The sequence below is a fragment of the Delftia sp. JD2 genome (assembly GCF_001682645.1).
Lineage (GTDB): Bacteria > Pseudomonadota > Gammaproteobacteria > Burkholderiales > Burkholderiaceae_C > Comamonas > Comamonas acidovorans.
Window position 1 is genome coordinate 13670 of the sequence record NZ_LFJT01000072.1, and the last position, 20121, is coordinate 33790.

Genomic DNA, 20121 nt, shown 5'->3' on the forward strand with positions numbered 1-20121 from the left:
CGCCCGCGCCAGCCCAGACTGCTCAGGCCGTGGCCATCAAGGCCAGCAGCTCGGCCAGGCGCTGGCGCATCCACAGCGCTTCGGCCCCGGGCGCCAGCCCTTCCAGCCAGAGCATGCGCACGGTCAGCGGCGGCAGCGCCAGCCCCTCGCAGGCGCGTTGCCGCAGATGCGGGCGCAGATCGCCGAACTCGGCAATATTGACCGGCAGGATGGCCCAGCCCAGGCCGTCGGCCACCATGTCGGCAATCACATAGAAGCTGTTGGAGCGCCAGACGGCGGGACTGAGCACGGTGTCCTCCACGCCCTCGATGTGCATCAGCAACTGGCGGTGCGCGGCCAGCTGCCTGCGCGTGAGGGCCGCCGTGCCATCGAGCACATGGCCCTTGGCCACGCAAATGGTCTGCGGCACGCTGCCGATATGGCGCTGGGCGCAGGTGGCCGGCGCAGGCGCTCGGTCGAACTGGAAGGCGACCTGGGCACGCTGCGCCACCACATGCTCGGCCACTTCGGAGGCCGTGCCGTTCAGGACGGTCAGCTCCATGGCCGGAAAGCGCGCCGCCAGCTCCTTGAACAGCTGGGCCAGCGGCACATAGGGCAATGCCTCGTCCAGCGCAACGGCCAGGCGTGCCTGCCCGCCTGCGGCCAATGCGCGGGCGCGGTGGTCCATGGCCTGGGCCTGGTGCAGCAGGGACCGGGCCTCCAGCAGCATCACCTCCCCTGCCGCCGTCAGCTGCACGCGGCGCCCCACGCGGTCGAACAGCTCCAGCCCCAGGTCGGCTTCCAGCAGGCCGATGGCCGTACTCACGGCCGACTGCGCACGCCCCAGGCGACGGGCGGCCTCGGTCATGGTGCCGGCTTCGGCCACCGCCACAAAATGCTTCAGCCTGTCGAGTGTCCATTCCATCCATCAATTTTATGGATGGAATCAAACTTTGATGAATCATTTCATTGATGGAAACTGTGGTTTTCATCAAGAAGGAAGTCCTGGCCCACAAGGCCCGGGGCAAACAGGTGCTTTATGGCGTTCACAACGCAAACCCAGAACCCCGTTTCGGGGCATCTTCCAAAATCCCAGGCGGCCAATCCGCGCCGCTGGCTGGTGCTGGCCATCGTCTCGGTAGCGCTGCTGCTCATCGTCATCGACATGACGGTGCTCTACACGGCGCTTCCGCGCCTGACACATGACCTGGCGGCCACGGCCTCGGCCAAGCTGTGGATCGTCAACATCTACGCGCTGGTGGTCTCCGGCCTGCTGCTGGGCATGGGCACGCTGGGCGACAGGCTCGGCCACAAGCGGTTGTTCATGGCCGGGTTGTGCGTGTTCGGCGTGGCATCGCTGTGCGCGGCCTTTGCGCCCTCGCCCGCCCTGCTGATTGCGGCGCGCGCGCTGCTGGGCGTGGGCGCGGCCATGATGATGCCGGCCACGCTGTCCCTGATCCGCCTGAGCTTTGCCGATGAGCGCGAGCGCGCGCTGGCCATCGGCATCTGGGCCTCGGTGGCCTCGGGCGGTGCGGCCTTCGGGCCGGTGGTGGGCGGGCTGCTGCTCGAATACTTCTGGTGGGGCTCGGTGTTCCTGATCAATGTGCCCATCGTGCTGCTCGCCCTGCCCCTGGCCGGCTGGCTGATTCCCGCAGGCACGGCCACCTCGCAGCGGCCCTGGGACTTCATCGGCTCATTGCAGGTCATGGCAGGCCTGGTGGGCAGCACCTACGCCATCAAGGAAGCCGGCAAGCAATCGCCCGACTGGGCCCTGGCCGCCGTGGCCCTGGTGCTGGGCCTGGGCTTTCTCGCGCTGTTCGTGCGGCGCCAGCGCCGCAGCAGCGACCCGCTGCTGGACTTTGCGCTGTTCCGCAACCCGGCGTTTGCCACGGCCGTGGCCTCGGCCCTGGTGGCAGCGGCCGCGCTGATCGGCATGGAGCTCGTGTTCAGCCAGCGCCTGCAGCTGGTGCAGGGACTGTCGCCACTGCAGGCCGGCCTGGCCGTGCTGCCGCTGCCGCTGGCCGCCTTTGTGGCCGGCCCCGTGGCAGGCCACTGGCTGCCACGCCTGGGCGGCGCGCGCATGCTGCCGGCAGCGTTGCTGCTGTCGGGACTGGGCATGGGCGGCTATCTGCTGGTCCACGACATGGGCTGGTGGCCGCAGGCGGCGGCGCTGGCCGTGCTGGGCCTGGGCATAGGCGCGGCCATGACCACGGCGTCGAGCACCATCATGCAAAGCGCTCCCGCGGACCGTGCCGGCATGGCGGCCTCGGTCGAGGAGGTGTCATACGAGCTGGGTGGCGCACTGGGCGTGACGCTGATGGGCAGCCTGCTGTCGGCCGTCTATGCAGGCTCACTGCGCCTGCCGGAGAGCCTGGCCCTGCCCGATTCCGTGCGCGACAGCCTGGACGAAGCCCTGCTCGCTGCCGATCAGCTGATGCCCCAGGCCGCGCACCAGTTGACCGAGCTGGCACGCACGGCCTTCGGCCAGGGTTTCAGCGCCGTGATCGCCAGCGCCACGCTGCTGCTGGTCTGCACGGCACTGTGGACAGGCTGGCGGCTGCGCGCTCAGCGCCGCTGAGCCGTCGCCTTCCTCTCAAAAAGCAAAAAGCCCCGTCCGGGGCTTTTTGCGTTGCGTGCACATGGCGTGCACACGTCGTACCTGCGCTTCGATCAGGCGAAGTTCTGCTCGGCAAACTTCCAGTTCACCAGTTGGCCGAGGAAGGTCTCGACGAACTTGGGACGCAGGTTGCGGTAGTCGATGTAGTAGGCGTGTTCCCAGACGTCCACGGTCAGCAGGGCCTTGTCTTCCGTGGTCAGGGGCGTGCCGGCGGCGCCGGTGTTGACGATGTCCACCGAACCGTCGGCCTTCTTGACCAGCCAGGTCCAGCCAGAGCCGAAGTTGCCCACGGCCGACTTCACGAAGGCTTCCTTGAAGGCGGCGTAGCTGCCCCACTTCTTGTTGATGGCGTCAGCCAGTGCGCCGGTGGGCTCGCCGCCACCGTTGGGGGCCATGCAGTTCCAGAAGAAGGTGTGGTTCCAGATCTGGGCTGCGTTGTTGTAGATGCCGCCGGAAGACTTCTTGACGATCTCTTCCAGGGTCATGTTTTCGAATTCGGTGCCCTTTTGCAGGTTGTTCAGGTTCACCACATAGGCGTTGTGGTGCTTGCCATGGTGGTACTCCAGCGTTTCCTGGCTGTAGTGGGGTGCCAGCGCGTCAATCGCATAGGGCAGAGGGGGCAAGGTATGTTCCATGGTGTTTCCTTCGTGGTTGAAATCTTTTAGGACGGGCCAGCACCTGTTGCGCAGAGCGCCTGCAGCGCCTGCCGTGACCGTCGCGCGGGGCCTGCACTGCGCGCATTGCTGCGAGCCCTGGCCCTCACGCACCCGAACGGGCATTGTAGGAACAACTTCGTGACCCTGCGGCGAAAGCGCACGCCAAATGGCCCATCTTGGCCCGCTGCTGCGAGGGTGGATGTGAATTGACCTTGATCCGGCCAATCGACCTACACGGATACCGCCTGCCGCCCGCCACTCCCTGCACGCCGAACGCTGCACACAGCGGGCCGCAGTTCAGAGCAGGCGCGGCTGCGTCACCACCAGGTCCAGGCTGCCGTCGGCCAGTTGCGCCTGCAAGGCCGTGCCCGGTGGCGCGCCGCGCGCCTCGGTCACGGGATGCCCCTCGGCATCGGTCAGCAGGGCATAGCCGCGCTGCAGCACCAGGCGCGGGTCCAGCAGCTGCAGGCGAAGCTCCATGCGCGCCAGATGGTCCGCACGCCGGTCCAGGCCGCGACGCATGCCGGCAGGCAACTGCGCCTGCAGGCCCTGCCCCGCATGGTCCATGCGCTGCAACCGCAACTGCATGGCATGGCGCAGTCGCTGGGCCTGGCGGCTGAGCTGCAGCCGGCTGCGGGCCAGTTGCTCGCTGGGCCGGCCCAGGCGCTGCGCCGCCAGGTCCAGGCGCTGCTGCTGGCGGTCCAGCAGCCGCTGCACGGAATCCTCCAGGCGGCCCTGCATGAGCTGCAGCGCACCCAGCCAGACCTCGCGCGGCTGGCTCACCAGTTCGGCCGCCGCCGTGGGCGTGGGCGCGCGCAGGTCGGCGCAGAAGTCGGCAATGGTGAAGTCGGTCTCGTGCCCCACGCCGCTGATCAGCGGCACCGGGCTTTGCACGATGGTGCGGGCCAGGCGCTCGTCATTGAAGGCCCAAAGGTCTTCAATGGAGCCGCCCCCGCGCACCAGCAAGATGGTGTCGATGGGCGGCGCGCCGGCCACCGAGCCATCAACCGAGCCCGCGCCTTCCCGCGCCAGACCATAAAGCCTTTGCAGCGCATCGATCAGGGAGGCGGGCGCCTGCGCGCCCTGCACCAGGGCAGGCACCAGCACCACGGGGATATGGGGCACGCGACGGCGCAGCGCCGTGATCACGTCGTGCAGCGCAGCAGCCCCCGGCGAAGTCACCACGCCAATGCCGCGCGGCAGCGGCGGCAGGCTGCGCTTTCGGGCAGCGTCGAAAAGGCCTTCGGCCTCCAGCTGCGCCTTCAGCCGAAGGAACTGCTCGAACAGGGCGCCCTGGCCCGCGCGCTGCATGCTCTCGACGACCAGTTGCAGGTCGCCACGCTGCTCATAGACGCCCAGCCGGCCCCGCAGCTCGACCAGTTCGCCGTCGCGCGGCGAAAAATCCATGAGCTGGGCCGCACGCCGGAACATGGCGCAGCGGATCTGCCCGCCCGCGTCCTTGATGCTGAAGTAGCAATGCCCGCTGGCAGCGCGGGAAAAGCCGCTGATCTCCCCGCGCACCGCCACCGGATTGAAGCGTGCCTGCAAGGCGTCGCTCACGGCGCGGCACAGCGCGCCGACTTCCCAGACCAGCGGCGCCGCTGCTGGGTTCATTGCGCCGAATGCACCACTCATGCGGCCTCCCGGTCTGCATGCAGTGCAACATTCTCCACAGGCAGGCGGATGCAGACCCGAGCAGGCACTTTGGCGGCAATTTGCAGAAGCACTCTCAAAAACACCTCGCAAGCAATTGATTCATAAAGATTTTTTTGCTGCAACAAAGAATTCACATTTGTCACAGTGTCCATTCGCCGCCGCAGCGGCGTTTGCGCAACCCGCTTGATAACAAAGTTATCCACAGAAATCTGTGCTATAGCGACCATCCAAATTCCCGAATATGGGGAGCCGCCCGTTGCCTGGATGCTGCGCCGGGTCACAGTTTTCAGGCGATCGCGGACACGAGACGCCTGGACCGGCCATATGGCTGGGCCATAATCGTCGGCTGCAGTTAAACGCGGGGGGAAAACAACTTGCTGTCGATCATACAAGCCGCAGGCTGGCCGATCTGGCCACTGATTGCCTGCTCCATCCTGGCTCTGGCCCTGGTCTTTGAACGTTTCGTGGCGCTGAAAACCGCCCGCGTGGCGCCGCCCGCCCTGCTGGGCGAGGCGATTTCCGTGTCCTCGCGCGGCCTGCCCAGCCAGGAAGTCGTGCAGCAGCTGTCCCAGAACTCCACGCTGGGCGAAGTCCTGGCAAGCGGACTGCGCGCCCTGCAGGCCCATCCGGACAGCAGCGAAGAAGAGCTTCGCGCCTCCATGGAAGGCGCCGGCCGCGCTGCTGCCCACACGCTGGAAAAGCACCTGAGCGCGCTGGCCACCATCGCCTCTGCCGCGCCTTTGCTGGGCCTGCTGGGCACGGTGATCGGCATGATCGAGATCTTCGGCTCGCAAGGCGGCGCATCGGCCACCGGCGGCGGCAACCCGGCGCAGCTGGCGGCCGGCATCTCCATCGCCCTGTACAACACGGCCTTCGGCCTGATCGTCGCCATTCCGGCGCTGATCTTCTGGCGCTACTTCCGCGCCCGCGTCGATGGCTACCTGCTGGGCATGGAGCTAGCCTCCGAGCAGTTCGTGCGCCACCTGGTGCGCGTCGGCGGCAAGTGAACCCGCAGAACCCGCACGCGAGAGACCTGCCATGAACTTCCGTCCCCGCCGCCGTGACGAGCCCGAGATCAACCTGATCCCGTTCATCGATGTGCTGCTGGTGGTGCTGATCTTTCTGATGCTGTCCACCACCTACAGCAAGTTCACCGAGCTGCAGCTGACCCTTCCCGTGGCCGATGTCGAGCAGCAGCGCGACCGGCCCCGCGAAATCATCGTCGCCATCGCTGCCGACGGCCGCTACGCCATCAACAAGACCGCCGTGGAAGACCGCAGCGTCACCGGCCTGACCCAGGCACTGGCCGCAGCGGCCGTTGCCGGCAAGGACAGCGCGGTCATCATCAGCGCCGACGCCACCGCGCCGCACCAGTCCGTGGTGTCGGTGATGGAAGCCTCGCGCCGCGCCGGACTGTCCCAGATCACCTTTGCCACGCAGACCTCGGCCAGCGCCGGGCGCTGAGGGCAAGGCCTCCATGCCCGGGAATGACCCCGCCCCCGCAGCCCGGGGGCTTCGCGCGGCCTGGCGCCGCCGTGGCCCGCTGGCCTGTGCCCTCTTTCCCCTGTCCCTGCTGTACCGTGCCCTGCTGGGCCTGCATCGGCTGCCCTATGCACTGGGTTTCAGGCGTGCAGGCCAGGCCGGCATTCCGGTCATCGTCGTCGGCAACGTGATTGCGGGCGGCGCCGGAAAGACCCCCGTCACGCTCGCCCTGGCCCGCCATCTGCGGGACAGCGGCTGGAGCCCTGGCATCGTCTCGCGCGGCTATGGCCGCAGCACGGATGATTGCCGAGAAGCCACGTCCGAAAGCGCCCCCGCCGATGTGGGCGACGAGCCCGCGCTGCTGGCGCGTGCCAGCGGCGTGCCGGTCTTCGTGGCCCGCAAGCGCATCGAGGCCGTCCAGGCCCTGCGCGCTCGCCATCCGCAGGTGGATGTGGTCATCAGCGACGACGGCCTGCAGCACCTGGCCCTGGCCCGCGACATTGAGCTGTGCGTCTTCAACGACGACGGCATCGGCAATGGCTGGCTGCTGCCGGCCGGCCCGCTGCGCGAACCCTGGCCGCGCCCCGTCACCGCCGTGCTGCACGCGGGAGCCTGCCCTCCAACGGATGCGCCCGCCTTTGCCATGCAGCGCCAACTGGCCGCTGAAGGCGTCAATGCGCACGGTGAGTGCATTCCCCTGGCGGCCCTGCGCGGACGGCCCGTGGAGGCCGTGGCCGCCGTGGCCCGGCCCGAGGGCTTTTTCTCCATGCTGGCCACTGAACAGGGCCTGGCGCTGGAGCACGCCCAGGCGCTGCCGGATCACTATAATTTTGAGAGCTTCCAGCGCCTGGGTCGCAGTGAAGACCCGCTGGTCTGCACCGAAAAGGATGCGGTCAAGCTGTGGCGCACCCATCCCCAGGCCTGGTCCGTTGCGCTGCAATTGCAGCTGCCGCCAGATTTCTGGGCACTGCTGGATCAGCGGCTGCAGGCGCTGCGCAGGCCACGCGCCTGACTATCATCACCGTCTTGGCTGGCCGCCACGGCCCGCCCTCCCCCTCCAAAACACAGGATCCGCCATGGACGCCAAACTTCTCGAACTGCTGGTCTGCCCCGTCACCAAAGGCCCGCTGCGCTTTGACCGCGAGCACCAGGAACTGGTCTCGCGCAGCGCGCGCCTGGCCTACCCCGTGCGCGACGGCATCCCGGTGCTGCTGGAGGCCGAAGCCCGCACGTTGGACGACGACGAGATCGAGGACTGATCGCGCCGCAAGGCCCGATTTCCGACGACGCCCGCGCCCGCACTTTCGACCTTCTCCGCAACGCACCATGCCCACCGCGCCCTTCACGGTTCTGATTCCTGCCCGCCTAGCCTCCAGCCGCCTGCCAGGCAAGCCCCTCGCAGACATTGCAGGCCTTCCCATGGTCGTGCGCGTGGCACAGCGCGCCGGCCTCAGCGGCGCCACGCGCTGCGTGGTCGCGGCCGATGACGAAAGCATCGTCGCCGCCTGCGCCGCGCACGGCGTTGCAGCCGTGCTCACCCGCAGCGACCACGCCAGCGGCAGCGACCGCCTGGCCGAGGCCTGCGAACTGCTGGGCCTGGATGGCGACGACATCGTCGTCAACGTCCAGGGCGACGAACCGTTGATCGCTCCCGACCTCATCGATGCCGTGGCCGCCCTGCTGCCGCAGCAGCCCTCGGCCAGCATGGGCACGGCGGCACATGCCATCGACAGCCTGGCCGACTTCACCAACCCGAACGTGGTCAAGGTCGTCTGCGATGCCCAGGGCATGGCCCACTATTTCAGCCGCGCCCCCATCCCCTTTGCGCGTGAACATGCAGGCCAGGCATGGTGGGAGGCGGCCTCTGCAGCGGCATCGGCAGCGCCGGGCCACCCCGGCTTCGCGCCCCTGCGCCACATTGGCATCTACAGCTACCGTGCCGGTTTCCTGCGCAGCTTCCCACAGCTTTCTCCCGCCCCCACCGAGGTGCTGGAGGCGCTGGAACAGTTGCGTGCGCTGTGGCACGGCCACCGCATCGCCGTCCACCTCACGCCCCATGCACCAGGCCCCGGCGTGGACACCCCCGAAGACCTGGAACGGGTGCGCGCCCGGTTGTCCGCCTGAATCCGATCCCGCATACGCCAATACAGATGCGCCAATGGCGATGCCCGGCATCGCCATTCACATCACAACTGCACATGCGGTTTTGTCGGACAGCAAAACGCAGTTTTTGGAGATTGCACAGGCGACAGTTTTGCCCTCTGCGTGTAAGCCAGTGTTAGCCCTGTGCGTGCTATCCTTGCCCGCGACAAAAATATGACGCATGGACTGTCCGCCCCGGTGGGCCGATCCGGCAGACAAGAATTTCTACTCTCCTCAAGGACTTCCATGAAACTGATTTTGTTGGGCGCACCCGGCGCCGGCAAAGGCACGCAAGCCGCTTTCATCTGCCAGAAGTACGGCATCCCCCAGATTTCCACCGGTGACATGCTGCGTGCCGCCGTCAAGGCCGGAACGCCCCTGGGCCAGCAGGCCAAGGCCGTGATGGACGCCGGCCAACTGGTCAGCGACGACCTGATCATCAATCTGGTCAAGGAACGCATCGCCCAGGCCGATTGCGCCAACGGCTTCCTGTTTGATGGATTTCCCCGCACCATTCCCCAGGCAGACGCCATGAAGGCCGCTGGCGTGAAGCTGGACTACGTGCTGGAGATCGACGTGCCCTTCGACGCCATCATCGAGCGCATGAGCGGCCGCCGCTCCCACCCCGCCTCGGGCCGCACCTACCACGTCAAGTTCAATCCACCCAAGGTCGAAGGCCAGGACGACGTGACCGGCGAGCCGCTGGTGCAGCGCGAAGACGACAAGGAAGAAACCGTCAAGAAGCGCCTGGACGTCTACAGCAGCCAGACCCGCCCCCTGGTGGACTACTACCGCGCATGGGCCGAAAAGGAAGCCGCAGCGGCACCCAAGTACCGCGCCATCAGCGGCTTGGGCTCGGTCGAGGACATCACCCAACGCGCACTGGCTGCACTGGCTGAGTGATGCAGGCCATGTGCCGCAACGAAAAAAGCACCCGCCGGGTGCTTTTTTGTTGACCGCCAGCAACTGAAGAAATGCCGGCGTCGCCGCAGGCTCAATCGCGCGGCTGCGCTGCCAGCGCCAGCATCATCGCAATCCGGGCCTTTGCCACGGGCAGATGCGCCAGATCGGCCTCTGCCGGGTTGGTCCCAAGGCCGGAGGCCACGGGCAGGCCTTCGGCACAGCGCGTGCCTCGCCAGATCCAGACACCCCTGTCGCGGGCACGCTGCAAGGCCGCTTCCATGCCTTCGTGAACCGTCGCATTGCCCGTGCCAGCCACGACGATGCCACGCACGCCTGCGGCCACCAGCGCATCCACGCCGCTGGCACGCGCCAAGGCGCCGCTGAACACCACCTCGACCCAGGGCAGCTCATCCAGCGCCAGCAGATCAGATGACATGGTCGCAGGCACCATGGCCCCCGTGGACGGCGCGGCGGGGGAGGACGGCGCATCGGGCACCAGCCAGCGCACACGCCCTTCCTCCACCAACGCCTGCGGCCCGCCTTCCACGGAGCGCATTGCCTGCAGCCGGTAGGGATGGACCTTCTGCACCTGGGCTGCCGCATGCACCTCGCCGCCCGCCACCACCCATACGCCGCTGCGCCCGCCGCTGGCAGCCACGGTCACGGCATCGCGCAGATTCTGCGGCCCGTCGGCCAACAGGGCAGTGGCCGGGCGCATGGCGCAGGTCAACACAATGGGTTTGGTGGCCGGCAGCAGGCTATGCAGCAGCCAGGCCGTCTCTTCCAGCGTGTCCGTTCCATGCGTGATCACCACGGCACGTGTGTCCGCATCCTCCAGTGCCTGCATGCAGGCGCGCAGCAACGCGCGCCACACGGGCCAGTCCATATCCTTGCTGTCCACCTGCGCGATCTGCTGCGTCTGCACGGGTCCCAGCGCCTGCTGCTCCAGGTCCGGCACGGCCTCCAGCAGCGACTGCACCGTGATCTGCCCGGCCTTGTACCCCACGCCCTGCGACTGCGAATCCGCCCGGCCGGCGATGGTCCCGCCCGTGCCCAGAATCACCAACTTTGACTGCCCCACTTGCACCTCTTGGAAAACTGGTTAAAAATACAGATACTGTATAAATCATCAGATGGCCTCCCAGCCTGCCATCTGCCCTCAAGGACCGGACGCACGCCATGCTCGACCATCCCAAGCTCACCGCCCGCCAGCAACAGATCCTGGACCTGATCCAGGCCGCCATCTCCCGCACGGGCGCGCCTCCCACCCGCGCGGAAATCGCCAACACGCTGGGCTTCAAGTCCGCCAACGCTGCCGAGGAACACCTGCAGGCCCTGGCCCGCAAAGGTGTGATCGAACTGGTCAGCGGCACCTCGCGCGGCATTCGCCTGCGTACCGACACCGTGCGCAACATTAATGCCGCGCGCGGCACCAGCTTCGGACTGCCGCTGTCGGCCCTGGCACCGCTGATGTTGCCCCTGGTGGGCCGCGTTGCGGCGGGCTCGCCCATTCTCGCGCAGGAACACATCGACCAAACCTATTCCGTCGAGCCCAGCCTGTTCCAGACGCGCCCCGACTATCTGCTGCGCGTGCGCGGCATGTCCATGCGCGACGCGGGCATCATGGACGGCGACCTGCTGGCCGTGCAGTCCGCACACGAAGCCCGCAACGGCCAGATCGTCGTGGCGCGCCTGGGTGACGAAGTCACCGTCAAGCGCCTGCGCCGCACCACGCAGGGCGTGGAACTTCTGCCGGAGAACCCCGATTACCCGGTGATCCGCGTCGCCCCCGAAGAGGCCTTTGCCATTGAAGGCCTGGCCGTGGGACTGATCCGCAACAGCATGTCCATGTAAGCCGGACTGGCGGCCCTTCTCAGGCCGCCTCACCCCATTTCACGCACCGCCCAGGTGGTAGGCGCGAAGCCTTGGAGCTTCGCCCTGGGCGGAGCTTTGCCCGCAAACCGCAATCCTGCCTGTGTCCATGCCTCTTTGAAACACGCCAACAGGAGTCGTCACATGGGATTCGCTCTGCCAACACTGTCTTCTTTTTCCTTCCTGCGCCTGGCACATGGCATCCGCCTGACTGCGACCGCCATGGAGTCGGCCATGCCTCTTGCACAAGCCCCTGCGTGCCAGCCATTACCTGCCGCAGCACCCGAGCCCGCCAACGTGATCTCTTTCAGCAAGGCACGCCGGCGCAGCCAGCAGCGCCGCGGCAAGGCCGCACGCGCTGCAGACCATGGAGATGCCCAGCTGATCCTGCCCTTGCTGCCGGCGCAGCCCGCCCAGCAATCCGCGCCTGAGCAGCCTTCAGGCCTGCGCATCATCCAGCGGTCGCCGCAGGAGCAGCCGGAATGCCTGTTCATCTCCGGGCGCATGGCCGATGTCTGCGCCGCGCTGGAGCGCATGGAAGCGCATGGCGGACCAGCAGCCAACTGAGGCCCGATGCAAGGTGTGCGACACACCTTGCACGACACAAACCTGGTTGGCGCGGACCGCGTGCCGCACGAGGAATCGGCCTGCGCAAATCTGGTGCAGGCTGGCGGCCACCACTACCCTGTAGCGCACATGCAACAAGTGGATGCCCTCTTTGCGGGAGGGGCGCCGGCCTGAAAGATAATTGATAAGCATTCTTATTATCTTTTGCAGTAGCGATTGCCACTGCGCGCCCGCCTCCTCCGCCCCAGCCTTCTCCGTGCACAGCCTCTACCAGAACCACCATCCCTGGCTGGAAAGCCTGCTGCGCAAACGCCTGGGCAACCGTGACGATGCCGCCGACCTGGCCCAGGACACCTTTGTGCGCCTGCTGCGCTCGCCCCTGCCGCAGCAGGACATCCGCGAACCCAGGCGCTACCTGGCCACCATCGCCCGGGGCCTGGTCGCCGACCTGTTTCGCCGCCGCACGCTGGAGCAGTCCTATCTGGACTATCTAGCCCAGTTGCCGCAATCGCTGGCGCCTTCGCCCGAAGAGCAGGCCATCGTCCAGCAGACCCTGCTGGATGTGGACCGCATGCTCCAGGGCCTTCCTCCCAAGGTTCGCGAAGCCTTCGTGCTGGCCCAGTTCGAGGAACTAAGCTACCCAGAGATCGCCCAGCGCCTGGGTGTATCGCTGCGCACCGTCAGCAACTACCTGACCCGGGCGATGGAGCATTGCTGCCTGGTCCTGGCATAGCCACATGGGCGAGAGACATCTGGAAGGCAACGACCGCCGCGCCTTGCATGAGGCCGCCGCCTGGCACGTGAAACTGCGCGGCGCCTCTGCCACAGCAGGCCTGCAACAGGACTGGCAGAAATGGCATGAGGCCGATCCCGCCCACCAGCGCGCCTGGCTGCGCGTGCAATCCGTCACCGCGCAACTGTCGCATCTGCCCGCCCCCCTGGCGCGCCAGGCGCTGGGCCGTCGCGCCTCGCCCACCCGCCGCTCCGTGGTGCGCGGCGTGGCTCTGGGCCTGGGCAGTGGCGCCACGGCCTGGATGGCCTGGAAAGGCGCACCACTGGAAAGCTGGCAGGCAGGGCAGCGCACAGCCACAGGCGAGCGCCGGAATCTGACGCTGCCCGACGGCTCCCTGGTGGCCCTGGATACGGCCACCGCCTTGGACACCGTTTTCGACGACCGCCAGCGCCTGCTGCGCCTGCACCGTGGCCGCATCCTCGTCGCCACCGAGCCCGACGCGCTGGGCCGCCCCTTCAGCGTGCAGACCCCGCAAGGCCACGTACTGGCCCTGGGCACGCGCTTCACGGTCCATCTCGCGGACGATGGCCTGTGTCATGTCACCGTGCAGGAAAAGGCCGTGCGCCTGCAGCCTCTTGACAGCGATGCACCCTCCGCGCAATTGCAGGCCGGACAGCAGGCCGCCTTCTCGTCCAGCGCCACCCAGCCGCCCACGTCCGCAGACCCCTTTGCAGCCAGCTGGCATGAAGGCGGCCTGGTCGCGCTGGACATGCCGTTGAGCCAGCTGATTGACGCCCTTGCCCGCTACCGGCCCGGCTACCTGGGCTGCTCGGTCGAGGTCGCCGGGATGCTTGTCTCGGGCGCCTTTCCCGTGGATGACACGGATCGCGCCCTGGCCGCACTCGTCAGCCGCTTTCCTCTGCAACTGCGAAGCCGCACCCGCTATTGGGTGGAGGTGCAAGCCCGATCAAGCTGAGATGATGGGATGAGGCCGTGGCGAAGTCTCTCGTCAAGGCCGGCACTTCAGAGCGGCGCATACGGGTGATGCACCACGTCGAAGCCCTCCTCGTCGGAGGGCGCGACAAAGTAGCTCGTGATCAGGTCGAATTGCTCATCGCTGGCCTGAAACGGATGCTCGCCTGCCGCATTGCGCACACGCAAGCGCTGCTTGCAGACCTCGTCAGGCACATCCAGAAAATGCAGGCGGTGCGAGGCGCCCACTTTCTCGAACACGCTGCGCGCCCAGCCCCGCCCCTCCAGGGTATTGGCCGGAAAATCCAGCACCACCGACACGCCAGCGTCCAGCAGCGCCTGTACATGCGCCCCCATCAACCCCTTGAGCCGCGTGCTGCAACGCACGTAATCGGCCACCGACTGCATCTCTCCGGGGTACAGGCCGGCCAGCCAGGAATCCTCGCTGACCAACACCGTTCCGGGCCCGGCCGCCAATTGCCGCGCCAGCGTTGACTTGCCCGAGCCGATCTTGCCGCAGACCATGTGCAGCGTGGCAAGCCGCGCGTTGGCGGCAGGGGCATCGGCATATTCTGCGCAACGGGGCCGGGACTGTTCGGAAACCTGCATATCCATCTCCTGAAAGGCTTGAGAAAACCCCGGAGACGGAATGAAAAAACCCGCCTCCTCTGGGCGGGTTGCATGGCGCTGAAGGCCGCTGGCTAACCCACCATCCAATGGATGGTGCGAATAATCTGCGTTGCGTTCAGGCGGGCCATGGCGCACAGCATAGCGCAATCACGGCGTCTCAATGGGCCACCATGCGCACCAGCCCCAACCCCGCAAACAGCGCAGCCACGCCCAACACCAGCGAGCCCAGCGCATACAGCACGGAGGCCAGCCAGTCGCCACGCTCATACAGCATGCCGACCTCCAGCGCGTACGTCGAAAACGTGGTGAAGCCACCCAGAATGCCAGTGGTGATGAACAGCCGCGCACTCTGCGGCAGCGATGTCTTGAGCGCAAACCACTCCACCACCACCCCCATCACGAAGGCACCCAGCACATTGATCGCCAACGTACCCAGGGGATACGCACTGCCCACCAGCCGCAGCGCGAGCAAGTTCGCGCCATGCCGGAGCGCAGACCCTAGCCCCCCTCCAATGAACACCAGAATGAAACCGTAGAACCCCATGACCGTCCTTTCATCGAATAACCGGGACGGGCGTGCCGGGCAGGATCAAGACATGGCCCGCCACCGGCAGGACCCATCCCACCAAGGCAGGAGCCATCAGCCCTTCGCAGGGCGGTTTCGGGAAGCTCCATTCCCATCGTGCAGCGAGTGCTGGCTGCGGGGGCGAGTTTACTCTGGACCTGGCAAGCGGCAGAGGTGTGAGATTGCGTTGCAGACGCTGGCCGCACCCTCCAAATGACCAGCGGCACAATGCAACAATGAAATTCATCGTGCTCCTGATCATTGCAGCGGCCTTGCTGTACGGCACAGCAAGGCTTTCCAACATTCACATCGGTGAGCGCGCCGCGGGCGGCCATGACGGCACATCGACTCCGGTACAAGAACGTTTCAGGCAAGCCGAGAAGGAGGCTCAGGAGACCGCTGAAGCAGCCCGCCGCGCTGCCCTGCGGGACGCCGAGTGAAGCGGGCCATTTGAACCAAGACGAAAGTTGCCAGGCATGCGGGGCAAAGGACTATTCTTCGTCTGTAATTCGATTCCGATCAGGCCCATCAATTCATCGATATGCATATGCGACTCTTGACCACAGCAATCTTTACAGTACTTTTCGCATTGCCTGCCGCAGCCCAGGTCTTTCAATGCAAGGATGCTTCTGGAAAGTCGACTTTCTCAGACAGTCCTTGCAGCAGCAATGACACTGGAGCTCTGATACAGCGCAAAAAATCGGACGATGAGATCTCCCGTGAACGGGCTGATGCAGCACAGGCGAATGAACAAAAGTATCAGCGCCAGATGAACGAAATGCAGCAGCGCCAGATCGAGAGCCAGCAGCGTGTCATCGAGCAGCAAGCCCGCCAGACAACTGCTCCTGCGCCGGAGCAGCTCGGCGCGTCCCTTCAGTGCAAGCAGGCGCGCAAGGAGCTGGAATTCGTCTCCAGCATTCGCACCATTTCCCAAGACGAAAAACGGATGCGGACCAATGCCGCGATCACGGGTGTCAATGCTGCATGCGGCTCAAATACGCCCCTGATGCAGGAGCCGCCGAAGGTGATTGGGACACCGCGAGTACCCCACTCCATTCAGCAACCAGTTTCTCAATGAGAACCAGGCACGGAACTGCCAGATATAGAGCGCAATCATGACTCCTCTCGCGCCACTCACCAGCGGGGGAGCATGTTCAGGCATTCTCCCAATGCCACACAGCCTCTTCAGACCGCCGCCAACCCGGTCTTCACCGACTTTGCCAACAGGCGGCCATCCACCAAGCCTTCTCGACATCGTCGTCGCCAAGACGTTCCAGTGTGTAAGCCACTGATACGGTTGCGCGGAGCCGACCTGGGCCTGCCTGCCTGCGTTCGTTGGATAAGCCACGGGGCGAGCGGAGCAAGATGCAGCTTGCCATTCGGAAGCAGCCTGTGCGGCTGGCATGGTGGGCCAACGGCCGCACTTCGCCGGTTTGAGCCTTGGTATCTGCGAGGCTTCTGTAACGACAGATCCAAGATTTGGTACTGACCGAAGCCTCCAGCCTCAGGTAGGCGCAAGCTTGAACGACAATGTGTTCGCCGGGCTTCAGGGCCTTGGCTGCGCGAGTCTCATAGAACCTTCAAGCAGCCCAGCTCAGGCAAGTGCCGACGATGCCGAAGACAGAGCGCAACGACAGATTAAAGTGTTTGCCGACAACATCTTGCGCGGCAAACCGGAGATAAATCAAAGGCTTATGACAGATTCACAGGCAATGAACATCATCATTCTTGACGACTACCAGGACGCCGTGCGCAAGCTGGACTGTGCTCGTCTGCTGGAGCCCTTCAACGCCAAGGTCTTCACCAATACCGTCAAGGGCGTTGGCCAGCTGTCGGTACGGTTGCGCGATGCGGACATCATCGTGCTGACCCGCGAGCGCACGCAGATCAGCCGGCAACTGCTGGAAAAGCTTCCGCGCCTGAAGCTGATCGCGCAGACCGGCAAGGCCGGCGCCCATATCGATGTGCAGGCCTGTACCGACCAGGGCGTTGCGATTGCCGAGGGCGTGGGCTCGCCCATTGCGCCGGCAGAGCTGACCTGGTCGCTGATCATGGCGGCCACGCGGCGGCTGCCGCAGTACATCGCCAACCTCAAGCATGGCGCATGGCAGCAATCGGGCTTCAAGGCTGCGTCCATGCCTGCGAATTTCGGACTGGGCAGCGTGTTGCACGGGCGCACGCTGGGCATCTGGGGCTACGGCCGCATTGGACGGCTGGTCGCGCACTACGGCCATGCCTTCGGCATGCAGGTTCTGGTCTGGGGCAGCGAAAGCTCGCGCCAGAAGGCGCAGGCCGATGGCTTTGCGGCGGCGGACTCGCGCGAGGCTTTCTTTACCGAATCCGACGTGCTGTCCATGCATCTGCGCCTGCATGAGGCCACACGCGGCATCGTCACGGCGCAGGATCTGGCACGCATGAAGCCGACCGCCCTGTTCGTGAACACCTCGCGCGCGGAGCTGGTGGAGGCCGATGCCCTGCTGGGTGCGCTCAACCGAGGCCGGCCGGGCCTGGCGGCCGTGGACGTGTTCGAGAGCGAGCCCATCCTCCAGGGCCATGCGCTGCTGCGGCTGGAAAACTGCATCTGCACGCCGCACATCGGCTACGTGGAGCAGGACAGCTACGAGTTGTACTTTCGCGCTGCCTTCGACAATGTGGTGAACTTCGTTGCGGGGCAGCCCAGCAACATCCTCAATCCCGAGGTGTTCTCAGGCCCGGCCCGCGCAGGCTGACGACCGGATCAGGCGGGGGCTTGCGCCACCCGCCCTTGCCCAGCACTCAACGGCCGCCCTGGCCGGAGTCGCCACGTGCGGCCGTGGCGCGAAAGGCCAGTTCATCGGCCACCGCCTCATAGACGGCCTGGCGCACGACGGATTCCACCTCCTCGCGCAGGCGCACGACGATGGACCGTGTCTGCTGCTGAACCACGGTGGCAATGGCGTCGCGCAGGCGCTGGTCCAGCACCAGGTCCACACGCTGCATGAGGCGATGGACCAGATATTCCTCGGTGACCTGCTGCGCATGACTGTCCCAGATGGACTCCATGGTGGGGGCTGCCAGCATGGCAGGGGAAGCCGGCGTCGGCCCGGCAGCCGCCTCTGCCACGACAGCCTGCACCACCGGGACCACCAGGTCGGCAGGGACCACTTCCCCGGCCGGTGCCACGTCGCCCGCTGAAGCCACATCTGCCGCACCTGCCGCACCTGCCACATCTGGCTCATCAGTCACATCAGCCATTTCGGCCAGACGGCTTTCCTGGGCCAATTGCATTTCCACGGACGGGGCGCTGGGCGGCTGATAGTCCGAGAGCACGGGCTGCATTGCAGGTGTCGGGATTTCCTCGGGTGCAGCCTGCTCGGTGACCATGGGCCGCTGGGGTTCCAGGTCCTGCGGCAGTGGCGGCAGGGACGCAGGCAGGGTGACCACGCCACGCCGAGGCGCCAGCATGCCTTCGCTGGCCCAGGGCGTCGCTTCGTCCGTCAGCGGCAGTTCGGACACGGGGTGTGCCAGGGGTGCCGGGGGTTCGACCGCCTGAACCGGTGCCTGCACCGCATCCACCGCAACGACATCGGTGAGCGTGGGAACAAAGCGCGGTGGGGTTTTGGAGGGAGGAGCGCTCATGGCTTACTCCTTGAGGACCAGGTCATGGCGCTTGATTGAAATACCCTGGGCCGCATAGTGCTTCCAGCGCTGCCGGGCCAGGTGGCGGTCTTCCTCGTCGGTGGCGGAAACCACTTCGACGACACGCGCAAAGCGCTCGAACCCTTCGGGCACTTCGCCGCCCAGGTTGACCAGCATGTCGTGGTGCGGCGCGCCGTCCAGCCGCTCCAGCAAAACGATGGGCGAGAAGGCCATGATGTCTGCCCCATCGCCTTCTCCGGCATGGGCCAGGAAGTCGGTGGGCGAGACACTCCACAGCCTGGGCGACAAGGCCTTGAGCAGCGGCGGCGACCCCAGCACCACCAGTTGCGTGCGGTGCCTGAGCGCCTTGCGCGCCAGACGGCAGACATAGGCCAGCTTGTCGGGCGCGTTGAAATGGAAGGCCACTTCAGTCAAGCGATGCTCCCTTCAAACAGGCCCGGGCTGACGGGGACGATGCGCTCATGCCTGCTCCGGCTGAGCGGCAACTGCAGCCTTGCGGCGGCTGGCAGATCCTGCCTTGGGTGGCACAGGTTTCTTGGGTGCAGCAGCTTTATGGGGTGCCGCAGCCTTGGCCTGCGCCTTGCCAGCATCGATGCCGGCCAGCAGATAGTGCAGCAGCAGGCCCACGGGGCGGCCTGTACCGCCCTTGGCGGCGCCGCTCTTCCAGGCCGTGCCGGCGATGTCCAGGTGCGCCCAGGGAATGTCGCCCACAAAGCGCTGCAGGAACTTGGCTGCCGTGACCGCGCCACCCGCGCGGCCAGCCACATTGCCCATGTCGGCGAAATTGCTCTTGAGGCCTTCGCCGTACTCCTCGTCCAGCGGCATGCGCCAGCAGGGGTCCAGTGCCGCATCACCGGCCTGCTCCAGCGCGCGGGCCAGTTCGTCGCTGGGCGAGAACATGCCGCTGCGCAGCCCGCCCAGGGCGATGACGCAGGCGCCGGTCAGCGTGGCGATGTCCACCATGGCGCGGGGCTTGAAGCGGGCGGCGTAGGTCAGCGCATCGCAGAGCACGAGACGGCCTTCGGCATCGGTGTTGAGGATTTCTATGGTCTGACCGCTCATGCTGGTGACCACGTCGCCCGGCTTGACGGCAGCGCCGCCGGGCATGTTCTCGGACGCTGGAATGAGGCCGACGACATTGACGGCCGGCTGCAGCCGGGCCAGCGCATGGAACACGCCCAGCACGCTGGCGGCGCCGCCCATGTCGAACTTCATCTCGTCCATTTCAGCGGCAGGCTTGAGCGAGATGCCGCCGGTATCGAAAGTGATGCCCTTGCCGACCAGCACCACGGGCGCGGCGCCCTTGGCGCCGCCGTTGTAGTGCAGTTCGATGAAGCGCAGCGGCTGCTCCGATCCCTGGGCCACGGCCATGAAGGCGCCCATGCCGAGTTTGGCGACTTCGGCGGGGCCGTGGATCTTGCAGCTGATGCCGGGCAGCTTGGCCAGGGCGCGGGCCGCGTCAGCCAGCAAGGTGGGCGTGGCGTGGTTGGCGGGGCGATTGGCCCATTCGCGTGCCAGGGTCATGCCTTCGGCCTGGGCCACGGCGGTCTTGAAAGCGTCGGCAACGCCATTCTTGTCGCCCCCCTTGACGGCTGCGGCAATCACCAGCTTCTTGAGCGCCACGGGCTTGGCCTGCGGCTTGGTGTGGGTATAGCTGTAGCAGGCATCGGCCGCCGCCAGAACGGCGGCAGCAACGGCAGGACCTGCC

At 66.3% G+C, this 20121-nt stretch carries 24 protein-coding genes and 1 riboswitch; of the genes, 14 read left to right on the forward strand and 10 right to left on the reverse strand.

Going from position 1 to position 20121, the window contains the following annotated elements; translation table 11 throughout:
* Positions 1-22: 22 nt before the first annotated feature.
* Entirely contained in the window at positions 23-904 is an 882-nt protein-coding gene (locus ACM14_RS26380) for a LysR family transcriptional regulator (RefSeq protein ID WP_065347814.1), read from the reverse strand.
* Positions 905-1018: 114 nt separating this feature from the next.
* Between ACM14_RS26380 and ACM14_RS26385 the strand changes: the two genes are divergently transcribed.
* The gene (locus tag ACM14_RS26385; protein ID WP_065347815.1) at positions 1019-2557 is read left to right on the forward strand and encodes an MFS transporter; all 1539 of its coding nucleotides are present in this window, start codon (positions 1019-1021) and stop codon (positions 2555-2557) included.
* A gap of 92 nt (positions 2558-2649) precedes the next feature.
* Here ACM14_RS26385 and ACM14_RS26390 read toward each other — a convergent pair whose 3' ends face one another.
* The 3 genes from ACM14_RS26390 to ACM14_RS31840 all read right to left on the reverse strand — a co-directional run bounded on the left by ACM14_RS26390 (position 2650) and on the right by ACM14_RS31840 (position 5135).
* Positions 2650-3231 (reverse strand): Fe-Mn family superoxide dismutase, encoded by a 582-nt coding sequence (locus ACM14_RS26390; RefSeq protein WP_012205408.1) that lies wholly within the window; start codon positions 3229-3231, stop codon positions 2650-2652.
* Between the two features lie 318 nt (positions 3232-3549).
* Entirely contained in the window at positions 3550-4887 is a 1338-nt protein-coding gene (gene xseA, locus ACM14_RS26395; RefSeq protein ID WP_065347816.1) for an exodeoxyribonuclease VII large subunit, read from the reverse strand.
* The gene (locus ACM14_RS31840; protein ID WP_139093503.1) at positions 4884-5135 is read right to left on the reverse strand and encodes a hypothetical protein; all 252 of its coding nucleotides are present in this window, start codon (positions 5133-5135) and stop codon (positions 4884-4886) included. Before ACM14_RS31840 ends, xseA begins: the two co-directional genes overlap by 4 nt.
* Before the next feature lie 147 nt (positions 5136-5282).
* Here ACM14_RS31840 and ACM14_RS26400 point away from each other — a divergent pair, with 147 nt between their 5' ends.
* The 6 genes from ACM14_RS26400 to adk all read left to right on the forward strand — a co-directional run bounded on the left by ACM14_RS26400 (position 5283) and on the right by adk (position 9435).
* A complete protein-coding gene (locus ACM14_RS26400) occupies positions 5283-5915 on the forward strand; it encodes a MotA/TolQ/ExbB proton channel family protein (protein ID WP_012205406.1) in 633 nt (210 codons plus the stop codon).
* Positions 5916-5946: 31 nt separating this feature from the next.
* Positions 5947-6372: a biopolymer transporter ExbD gene (locus ACM14_RS26405; protein WP_065347817.1), complete on the forward strand. Its 426-nt coding sequence runs from the start codon at positions 5947-5949 to the stop codon at positions 6370-6372.
* A 13-nt stretch (positions 6373-6385) separates the two neighbouring features.
* Positions 6386-7402: a tetraacyldisaccharide 4'-kinase gene (gene lpxK / locus ACM14_RS26410; RefSeq protein ID WP_065347818.1), complete on the forward strand. Its 1017-nt coding sequence runs from the start codon at positions 6386-6388 to the stop codon at positions 7400-7402.
* Between the two features lie 64 nt (positions 7403-7466).
* Positions 7467-7649 carry a Trm112 family protein gene (locus ACM14_RS26415; protein ID WP_065347819.1) on the forward strand — a complete coding sequence of 61 codons (183 nt, stop codon included), beginning with the start codon at positions 7467-7469 and terminating at the stop codon, positions 7647-7649.
* Positions 7650-7716: 67 nt separating this feature from the next.
* Complete coding sequence (gene kdsB, locus ACM14_RS26420; protein WP_012205402.1) at positions 7717-8514, forward strand: 3-deoxy-manno-octulosonate cytidylyltransferase; 798 nt, start codon at positions 7717-7719, stop codon at positions 8512-8514.
* A gap of 264 nt (positions 8515-8778) precedes the next feature.
* A complete protein-coding gene (gene adk / locus ACM14_RS26425) occupies positions 8779-9435 on the forward strand; it encodes an adenylate kinase (protein WP_012205401.1) in 657 nt (218 codons plus the stop codon).
* Positions 9436-9526: 91 nt separating this feature from the next.
* On the opposite strand, the gene ACM14_RS26430 is transcribed toward adk, so the two are convergent.
* Positions 9527-10516, reverse strand: a complete 990-nt coding sequence (locus ACM14_RS26430) for an asparaginase (protein WP_065347820.1) — start codon at positions 10514-10516, stop codon at positions 9527-9529.
* A gap of 98 nt (positions 10517-10614) precedes the next feature.
* On the opposite strand from ACM14_RS26430, the gene lexA reads away from it, so the two are divergent.
* The 4 genes from lexA to ACM14_RS26450 all read left to right on the forward strand — a co-directional run bounded on the left by lexA (position 10615) and on the right by ACM14_RS26450 (position 13583).
* A complete protein-coding gene (lexA, locus tag ACM14_RS26435; RefSeq protein ID WP_012205399.1) occupies positions 10615-11289 on the forward strand; it encodes a transcriptional repressor LexA in 675 nt (224 codons plus the stop codon).
* A 162-nt stretch (positions 11290-11451) separates the two neighbouring features.
* Entirely contained in the window at positions 11452-11874 is a 423-nt protein-coding gene (locus tag ACM14_RS26440; protein ID WP_065347821.1) for a hypothetical protein, read from the forward strand.
* A 256-nt stretch (positions 11875-12130) separates the two neighbouring features.
* The gene (locus tag ACM14_RS26445; RefSeq protein ID WP_043781909.1) at positions 12131-12607 is read left to right on the forward strand and encodes a sigma-70 family RNA polymerase sigma factor; all 477 of its coding nucleotides are present in this window, start codon (positions 12131-12133) and stop codon (positions 12605-12607) included.
* A 4-nt stretch (positions 12608-12611) separates the two neighbouring features.
* A complete protein-coding gene (locus ACM14_RS26450) occupies positions 12612-13583 on the forward strand; it encodes a FecR domain-containing protein (protein ID WP_065347822.1) in 972 nt (323 codons plus the stop codon).
* Between the two features lie 47 nt (positions 13584-13630).
* Here ACM14_RS26450 and ACM14_RS26455 read toward each other — a convergent pair whose 3' ends face one another.
* Entirely contained in the window at positions 13631-14188 is a 558-nt protein-coding gene (locus tag ACM14_RS26455) for an ATP-binding protein (RefSeq protein WP_065347827.1), read from the reverse strand.
* 178 nt (positions 14189-14366) lie between these two features.
* Positions 14367-14753, reverse strand: a complete 387-nt coding sequence (gene crcB, locus ACM14_RS26460; protein WP_065347823.1) for a fluoride efflux transporter CrcB — start codon at positions 14751-14753, stop codon at positions 14367-14369.
* An 80-nt stretch (positions 14754-14833) separates the two neighbouring features.
* A riboswitch (Fluoride riboswitch) is annotated at positions 14834-14897 on the reverse strand.
* Between the two features lie 113 nt (positions 14898-15010).
* Here crcB and ACM14_RS26465 point away from each other — a divergent pair.
* The 3 genes from ACM14_RS26465 (at position 15011) to ACM14_RS26475 (ending at position 17503) form a co-directional block, all read left to right on the forward strand.
* Complete coding sequence (locus ACM14_RS26465) at positions 15011-15214, forward strand: hypothetical protein (RefSeq protein WP_043821082.1); 204 nt, start codon at positions 15011-15013, stop codon at positions 15212-15214.
* 107 nt (positions 15215-15321) lie between these two features.
* Positions 15322-15852 carry a DUF4124 domain-containing protein gene (locus ACM14_RS26470; RefSeq protein WP_065347828.1) on the forward strand — a complete coding sequence of 177 codons (531 nt, stop codon included), beginning with the start codon at positions 15322-15324 and terminating at the stop codon, positions 15850-15852.
* A 634-nt stretch (positions 15853-16486) separates the two neighbouring features.
* On the forward strand, positions 16487-17503 hold the full coding sequence (locus ACM14_RS26475; protein WP_063326267.1) for a D-2-hydroxyacid dehydrogenase family protein: 1017 nt from the start codon (positions 16487-16489) through the stop codon (positions 17501-17503).
* Between the two features lie 46 nt (positions 17504-17549).
* On the opposite strand, the gene ACM14_RS26480 is transcribed toward ACM14_RS26475, so the two are convergent.
* The 3 genes from ACM14_RS26480 to ACM14_RS26490 all read right to left on the reverse strand — a co-directional run.
* Entirely contained in the window at positions 17550-18392 is an 843-nt protein-coding gene (locus tag ACM14_RS26480) for a hypothetical protein (RefSeq protein ID WP_065347824.1), read from the reverse strand.
* 3 nt (positions 18393-18395) lie between these two features.
* Complete coding sequence (locus tag ACM14_RS26485; protein ID WP_012205376.1) at positions 18396-18827, reverse strand: DNA polymerase III subunit chi; 432 nt, start codon at positions 18825-18827, stop codon at positions 18396-18398.
* A gap of 45 nt (positions 18828-18872) precedes the next feature.
* The coding region (locus tag ACM14_RS26490) for a leucyl aminopeptidase (RefSeq protein ID WP_065347825.1) at positions 18873-20121 on the reverse strand (1249 nt) is incomplete at its 5' end.

Bases quoted from the DNA above. Each gene is read 5' to 3' on its own strand.
- crcB (WP_065347823.1), bottom strand. From the start codon at position 14,753: ATGGGGTTCTACGGTTTCATTCTGGTGTTCATTGGAGGGGGGCTAGGG.
- ACM14_RS26465 (WP_043821082.1), top strand. From the start codon at position 15,011: ATGAAATTCATCGTGCTCCTGATCATTGCAGCGGCCTTGCTGTACGGC.
- ACM14_RS26450 (WP_065347822.1), top strand. From the start codon at position 12,612: ATGGGCGAGAGACATCTGGAAGGCAACGACCGCCGCGCCTTGCATGAG.
- ACM14_RS26380 (WP_065347814.1), bottom strand. From the start codon at position 904: ATGGAATGGACACTCGACAGGCTGAAGCATTTTGTGGCGGTGGCCGAA.
- lpxK (WP_065347818.1), top strand. From the start codon at position 6,386: ATGCCCGGGAATGACCCCGCCCCCGCAGCCCGGGGGCTTCGCGCGGCC.
- ACM14_RS26415 (WP_065347819.1), top strand. From the start codon at position 7,467: ATGGACGCCAAACTTCTCGAACTGCTGGTCTGCCCCGTCACCAAAGGC.
- ACM14_RS26475 (WP_063326267.1), top strand. From the start codon at position 16,487: ATGAACATCATCATTCTTGACGACTACCAGGACGCCGTGCGCAAGCTG.
- adk (WP_012205401.1), top strand. From the start codon at position 8,779: ATGAAACTGATTTTGTTGGGCGCACCCGGCGCCGGCAAAGGCACGCAA.
- ACM14_RS26385 (WP_065347815.1), top strand. From the start codon at position 1,019: ATGGCGTTCACAACGCAAACCCAGAACCCCGTTTCGGGGCATCTTCCA.
- ACM14_RS26405 (WP_065347817.1), top strand. From the start codon at position 5,947: ATGAACTTCCGTCCCCGCCGCCGTGACGAGCCCGAGATCAACCTGATC.
- ACM14_RS26440 (WP_065347821.1), top strand. From the start codon at position 11,452: ATGGGATTCGCTCTGCCAACACTGTCTTCTTTTTCCTTCCTGCGCCTG.
- xseA (WP_065347816.1), bottom strand. From the start codon at position 4,887: ATGAGTGGTGCATTCGGCGCAATGAACCCAGCAGCGGCGCCGCTGGTC.
- kdsB (WP_012205402.1), top strand. From the start codon at position 7,717: ATGCCCACCGCGCCCTTCACGGTTCTGATTCCTGCCCGCCTAGCCTCC.
- ACM14_RS31840 (WP_139093503.1), bottom strand. From the start codon at position 5,135: ATGGTCGCTATAGCACAGATTTCTGTGGATAACTTTGTTATCAAGCGG.
- ACM14_RS26390 (WP_012205408.1), bottom strand. From the start codon at position 3,231: ATGGAACATACCTTGCCCCCTCTGCCCTATGCGATTGACGCGCTGGCA.
- ACM14_RS26480 (WP_065347824.1), bottom strand. From the start codon at position 18,392: ATGAGCGCTCCTCCCTCCAAAACCCCACCGCGCTTTGTTCCCACGCTC.
- ACM14_RS26470 (WP_065347828.1), top strand. From the start codon at position 15,322: ATGCGACTCTTGACCACAGCAATCTTTACAGTACTTTTCGCATTGCCT.
- lexA (WP_012205399.1), top strand. From the start codon at position 10,615: ATGCTCGACCATCCCAAGCTCACCGCCCGCCAGCAACAGATCCTGGAC.
- ACM14_RS26455 (WP_065347827.1), bottom strand. From the start codon at position 14,188: ATGCAGGTTTCCGAACAGTCCCGGCCCCGTTGCGCAGAATATGCCGAT.